The sequence below is a fragment of the Pseudomonas sp. NFACC13-1 genome (assembly GCF_900104425.1).
Classification (GTDB): domain Bacteria; phylum Pseudomonadota; class Gammaproteobacteria; order Pseudomonadales; family Pseudomonadaceae; genus Aquipseudomonas; species Aquipseudomonas fluorescens_AA.
The window spans coordinates 449605-456382 of the sequence record NZ_FMXV01000003.1 but is presented as its reverse complement, the minus strand read 5'-3'; the positions used below and the strand labels follow the sequence as shown (position 1 = coordinate 456382).

The window sequence follows — 6778 nt, the reverse complement described above, 5'->3', positions numbered from 1 at the left end:
TCCGGCCCAATCACGCCCGGCACCTTCACCGGCACCTACGGCACCCTGGTGCTCAACGCCGACGGTTCCTACACCTACACCCTCAACACCGCCGATGCCGATTTCAAAGGCTTGAATGGCGGCGGCAACGGCAGTGAAACCTTTACCTACACGCTCACCGACGCCGATGGCGACACCAGCACCGCGAACCTGGTGCTGCAAGTGCACAACAATGACGACCCGGTGGTGTTGGTGGGCCTGGATGCTGAAGGTGGCGAACTATCGTTGCAGGAAAAAAACCTCAGCGACGGCAGCAGCCCGGACGCATCGGCCCTGACTCAAAGCGGCACGTTCACCGTGACCGCGCTGGACGGTGTGCAGACCCTGAGCGTGGGCGGTATCAATGTCGTTACTGGCGGCGTGGCAGCCGGTTTCCCGCAATCGATTACCACTGCGCTGGGCAACACGCTGACCATCACTGGCTACAACGCCAGCACCGGTGTGGTGAGCTACAGCTACACCTTGCTGGACAATGAAGCCCATCCAAACGCCAACGGCGCCAACAGCGTTAGCGAGCAATTCGCCGTAGTCGCCACCGACGATAACGGCACTACCGCCAACGGCACCCTGGACGTAAACATCGTCGATGATTTGCCGACCGCTCATGCTGATTCCGCCTCGGTGGATGAGGGCGGGACGGTCAGCGGCAACGTCCTGGACAACGACGAAGGCGGCGCCGACGGGCCGGCCGCGAGTGGTGCCGTGATTGGCGTGCGCGCTGGCAACGACACCTCGACCCCGGTGATCGGCGGCTTGAACACCCAGATCAATGGCACCTACGGCTACCTGACCCTGGACGCCAACGGCAACGCCGTCTACCACAGCAACCCGAACACCGTCAGCGCCCCAGGCGCGACCGATGTGTTCACCTACACCGTGCGTGACGCCGACGGTGATGAGAGCACTACCACCATCACCATCGATGTCCACGATATCTGCCTTGTCGCCACACCCGACCACGAAGTCAGCGTCTACGAAAAAGCCCTCGACCTGAATCAGGACGGCCAGGACCTGGCCCCCGGGACCGTCACCGGCAGCGCCCCGAATGCCACCAGCGAGACTGCCAGCGGCAGCCTTGTCGGCTCGATCAGCGGTGCCGTGGGCGCAGTGACCTTCGCGCTGGTGGGCAACGCCACCGGTGCCTACGGTCAACTGTCGCTCCAGCCCGACGGCTCCTACACCTACACTCTGACTTCGCCAGCCACCACCACGCCCCACGCCAACGATGGCCCGAACGTGTTGAGCGAAAGCTTCACCTACCAGGCCACGGATTCCCTGGGCAACACGGTCACCAGCACCATCGTCATCGATATTGTCGACGACGTGCCCAAGGCCCATGCCGATTTCGCCTCGGTGATGGAGGGCGGGACGGTCAACGGCAATGTGCTGGACAACGACGTGCTGGGCGCGGACGGTGGCATGGTGGTTGGCGTACGCGCCGGCAGCGATACCTCGAACCCTGCCGTCGGCGGCTTGAACACCCAGATCAATGGCACCTACGGCTACCTGACCCTGGACGCCAACGGCAACGCCGTCTACCACAGCAACCCGAACACTGTCGGCGCGCCGGGGGCGACCGATGTATTCACCTACACCGTACGCGATGCCGACGGCGATGAAAGCACGACAACCATCACCATCGACGTGCACAACAGCTGCCTGGTCGCCGCACCGGACCACGAAATCAGCGTCTACGAAAAAGCCCTCGACCTGAATCAGGACGGCCAGGACCTGGCCCCCGGCACCGTCACCGGCAGCGCCCCGAATGCCACCAGCGAAACCGCCAGCGGCAGCCTTGTCGGCTCGATCAGCGGTGCCGTGGGCGCAGTGACCTTCGTGCTGGTGAGCAACGCCACCGGTGCCTACGGTCAACTGTCGCTCCAGCCCGACGGCTCCTACACCTACACTCTGACCTCGCCGGCCACGACGACGCCCGCCGCCAACGATGGCCCGAACGTGCTGAGCGAAAGCTTCACCTACCAGGCCACGGATTCCCTGGGCAACACGGTCACCAGCACCATCGTCATCGATATTGTCGACGACGTGCCCAAGGCTCACGGCGATTTCGCCTCGGTGGTGGAGGGTGGGACGGTCAATGGCAATGTGCTGGATAACGACGTGCTCGGTGCGGACGGCGGCGCAATCATCGGCGTGCGTGCCGGCAACGACACCACCAACCCGGCCATCGGTGGCTTGAATACCCAGATCAACGGCGCCTACGGCTACCTGACCCTGGACGCCAACGGCAACGCCGTCTACCACAGTAACCCGAACACCGTCGGCGCCCCAGGCGCGACCGATGTGTTCACCTACACCGTGCGCGATGCCGATGGCGATGAAAGCACGACGACCATCACCATCGACGTACACAACAGCTGCCTGGTCGCAGCAACCGACCATGACGTGACCGTCTACGAAAAAGCCCTCGACCTGAACCAGGACGGCCAGGACCTGGCCCCCGGGACCGTCACCGGCAGTGACCCGAGCGCCACCGGTGAAACCGCCACGGGCACCTTGGTGGGGTCTGTCACCGGGGCAACGGGCGCCGTGTCTTTCGCCTTGGTGGGTAATGGCGTCGGTGCCCATGGCCAACTGTTGCTCAATCCGGATGGTTCCTACACCTACACCTTGACCTCGCCGGCCACGACGACGCCCGCCGCCAACGACGGCCCGAACGTGCTGAGTGAAAGTTTCACCTACCAGGCCAAAGACTCCCTGGGCAACACCGTCACGGGCAATCTGGTGGTGAGCATCGTCGATGACGTGCCTACCGCCATCGCGTCCGAGCGTTCGGTGACGGCGGTGGAGATCGATTCGAACTTGCTGATCGTGCTTGATGTGTCCGGCAGCATGAAAGACGATTCCGGCGTGCCGGGGCTCTCGCGTATGGATCTGGCCAAACAGGCGATCAGCGCCTTGCTCGACAAATACGACGACATGGGCGACGTCAAAGTCCAACTGGTGACCTTCAGCGGCAGTGCCACCGACCAGAGTGCCGTGTGGGTGGACGTGGCCACCGCCAAGACGCTGATCGCCGCGCTGAACGCGCACGGTGACACCAATTACGATGCGGCCGTGGCGATGGCCAAGACGGCGTTCGCCACCCCCGGACAACTGACCGGCGCCCAGAACATTGGTTATTTTTTCTCCGATGGCAAGCCGACCTTGGGCGAAATCGGCTCGGCGGACGAGGTCGCGTGGAAAGCCTTTCTCGATGCCAACGGCATCAAGAATTACGCCGTCGGCCTGGGCAGCGGCGCCAGAAACATCAATCTCGACCCGCTGGCCTATGACGGCAGCACCCACACCGACACCAATGCGGTGGTGGTCACCGACTTGAACCAGCTCAACTCGGTGCTTTCCGGTACCGTGCAAGGCGCGCCGGTCACTGGCAACCTGCTGGGCGAAGGGGGCTCGTTCGGCGCCGATGGCGGCTTCATCAAGAGCCTGGTGGTCGATGGCACCACGTACAGTTATGACCCGGCGGCCAACGGTGGCCAAGGTGCGCTGACCGCCAGTGGCGGGGCCAACCACGGCACGTTCAACACTGTTGGCAACACGCTGAGCATCGCCACCGCCCACGACGGTACCCTGGTGGTCAACCTCGACACGGGTGCATTCAGCTATACGTCGCAGACGGCCACCAGCACCCTGATCACCGAGCACATCGGCTACACCGTCAGCGACCATGACGGTGACCTGGCGAGCTCCAACCTGGTGATCAACGTCGTGCCCAACAGTCCACCGATCGCTGTTGACGACAACGTCATCACCAACGTGCTGTCGGGCAACATCGTGATCCCGGGCGAGTTGCTGCTGGGTAACGACAGCGACGCCAACGGCGATCCGCTCACCGCGTCACCCACCAGTTTCAATACCGGTTGGGTCGCCAAAGGCGCGGACTTCACCGGCAGCACCGGCACGGCCAGCTTCACCGGCAACAACGTGCAGTCGATCAACCTCAGCCGCAGCGCTTTCGTCGCCAATACCGCGAGCATGACGGCGATATTGGTGGTCAGCGGTGCATTGGGGATGGTGTCCAATAACAACACCAACGATGAAGACCGGCTCAACATCAGCCTCAAACAGGGCGAAACCCTCACCCTGGACCACAACCTGTCGGCCGGTCACATTGCGCTGGAGTATTCACTCAACGGCGGGCCATTCATTGCCATCAACGACGGGGCTTCTTTCACCGCGGCAGCGGATGGCAATTACCAGATCCACGTCACCAACATCGCCAATCCCGGCGGCGGTAATTCCAACGCTGCGGAGAACTATCAACTGACCCTCACCGTCGACTATGCCGGGGCGCAAGACAAAACGCCGGATTATCACGGCAGCTACACCGCCAGCGACAACCACGGCGGCAGTGACAGCGCTGCGGTAGGCATCAGCTATCAGGCGGGCCATACCCTGACGGGCACCAGTGGCGACGATGTGCTGTTGGCTGGCAACGGCGACAACATCCTCAACGGGGGCGACGGCAACGATGTACTCAGCGCCGGTTCGGGCAACAACACCCTGAACGGTGGGGCAGGCAATGATCTGCTCTACAGCGGCACGGGCAACGACCTGCTCGATGGCGGTACGGGCAACGACACCGTCAGCTACGCCCACGCCACGTCGGCAGTCACGGTGAACCTGGGTCTGTTGGCGGCGCAGAACACCCTGGGTGCGGGCACCGATACATTGAGCCACATCGAAAACCTCGTGGGCTCGAACTTCAACGACACCCTCACCGGCGACGGGGCCAGCAACCGCCTCGACGGTGGTCTGGGCCATGACGTGCTCAATGGCGGTGGCGGCGACGACCTGCTGATCGGTGGCCTGGGCAACAACACCCTCACCGGCGGCAGCGGTGCCGACACCTTCCAATGGCTGGCGGGCAACAATGGCCACGACGTGATCACCGACTTCACGCCCGGCATCGACAAGCTCGACCTGTCCCAGCTGTTGCAAGGGGAGAATGGCAGCGCGGCGTCACTGGATGATTACCTGCATTTCAGCGTGAGCGGCAGCGGGGCGTCGGTCATCACCAGCATCGACGTCAGCGCCATCGCTGGCGCCACGCCGAACCAGACCATCGACCTGGCCGGCGTCAACCTCGCCAGTCACTACGGCGTCGCGCCAGGCGCGGGGGGAATCATCGGCGGGGCGGATACCGCGACCATCATCAACGGCATGTTGAATGATCATTCGTTGAAGGTGGACACGGTGTGAGGTGAGCTGAAATAACAAAACCCGCGATTTCCGGTCTGGAAATGGCGGGTTTTGTTATTCTTGGCTTGAAGAAAGGTCTGCTGGACACACAACCCCTGTGGCGAGGGGATTTATCCCCGCTCGACTGCGCAGCAGTCGCAAACCGGCGGGCGAGGTGTACCTGGTGTACCGCATGGGCTGGTTTTGGAAGCTGCTTCGCACCCCAACGGGGATAAATCTCCTCGCCACAGGGCGGCTGGCATCCCGGGCAGGTTCGGTTTCAAGGCTTGCGCAGGGTTTTTTGCTTGAGAATGTAGACCGTCACCAGCACTGCGCTGGTGAGCATGAATCCTCGCGCCCACGGCAGGGGCACCAGGTAGCAGGAGAAGAGAATGCTCGCCCACATCAATCCGATGGCATAGACCTTGCCCTTGAGCGGGATGCCGTTGCCGCTGAGGTAGTCGCTGATCCACGGGCCGAGGCGGGGATGCTCGACCAGCCATCGGTAGAAGCGCGGCGAGCTGCGGGCGAAGCAGGCTGCGGCCAGCAGCAGGAAGGGAGTGGTGGGCAGTACGGGGACGAAAATGCCGATGACCCCCAGCACCACGCTCAGCCAGCCGATGGCCAGTAGAGCGTAACGCAGGATCAGCGGGCGGTTGCCGACTGGCGAGGGCACCCGGTCACTCAGTGGTGGCGAGGCTTGAGGATCGCCGGTTTCTCGTCCGGGGCGTTGCACAGCAGGTACAGGGCGGTGAGGGCTTCGGGGATCTGGACGATCATGTCGTCCATCAGGTTCGCGTCGGCGGCGATGTCGGAAAATTCCGGTTGCTCGTCGAACAGGCCGGAACCCACCATGATCGGCAGCAGCATTTCGCTGACTTCCTCTTCGGCGGTTTCGAACCAGGCGGCTTCGCGCAGGAACACGCCTTCCATGAAGCCGATGCACCAGCCACGCAGCTCCGAATCGTCCGGGTCATCGCCCAGGTCCAGTTCGCACGGCAGTTCGAATTCTTCGTCGGAAGCCAGTTGACGGGCGATGTGGGCCTTGAGGCCGACCAGGGTGGCTTCGATTTCGGCGCGCTGGGCTTCGTCGCTGTAATGCGGCTCCTCGGCGAACAGGGCGTCGATCCACTCACGATCCGGCACCGTTTCGGCGCAGATCGACAGGGCGGTCAGATAGCCGTGAGCGGCCACGTAGTCCAGCGCTTCCTCGTGCAGCTCATCGGCGTCGAGGAAGACTTGCAGGCGGGTCAGTTGCTCAGCGAAGGACATTACGGGCTACCTTGGGGAATAAACAATGCGGGAATTCTAGGCCTTCTTGAGCGTACAGGCCAGCCGCGTGGCGTATTTGCCTCTTGGCGGCCTGGGGGGAGGATACAAATGCGGGGGGCACCGCAAAGCAAATGTGGGAGCGAGCTTGCTCGCGATGAGGGCGTTACATTCCACATCTTCTCAAAATGACCCACCGCTATCGCGGGCAAGCTCGCTCCCACAGGGGCTTGTGATAACAGGAGCCATGTGTTGGCCATCCCAGCCG

General features: G+C 62.9%; 3 protein-coding genes. 1 reads left to right on the top strand and 2 read right to left on the bottom strand.

The features are described 5' to 3' along the window. Positions 1 to 5262, top strand: a 5262-nt coding sequence (locus BLQ55_RS06740) for an Ig-like domain-containing protein (protein ID WP_092253022.1), incomplete at its 5' end; no start/stop codon positions are given. Positions 5263 to 5521: 259 nt separating this feature from the next. Here BLQ55_RS06740 and BLQ55_RS06735 read toward each other — a convergent pair. Both BLQ55_RS06735 and BLQ55_RS06730 read right to left on the bottom strand, forming a co-directional pair. Beyond that, complete coding sequence (locus BLQ55_RS06735) at positions 5522 to 5917, bottom strand: YbaN family protein (RefSeq protein WP_092204511.1); 396 nt, start codon at positions 5915 to 5917, stop codon at positions 5522 to 5524. Positions 5918 to 5925: 8 nt separating this feature from the next. Further along, on the bottom strand, positions 5926 to 6513 hold the full coding sequence (locus tag BLQ55_RS06730) for a UPF0149 family protein (protein ID WP_060738682.1): 588 nt from the start codon (positions 6511 to 6513) through the stop codon (positions 5926 to 5928). Positions 6514 to 6778: the final 265 nt, after the last annotated feature.

Coding starts and splice junctions, on each gene's coding strand:
- BLQ55_RS06730 (WP_060738682.1), bottom strand. CDS start 6,513: ATGTCCTTCGCTGAGCAACTGACCCGCCTGCAAGTCTTCCTCGACGCC.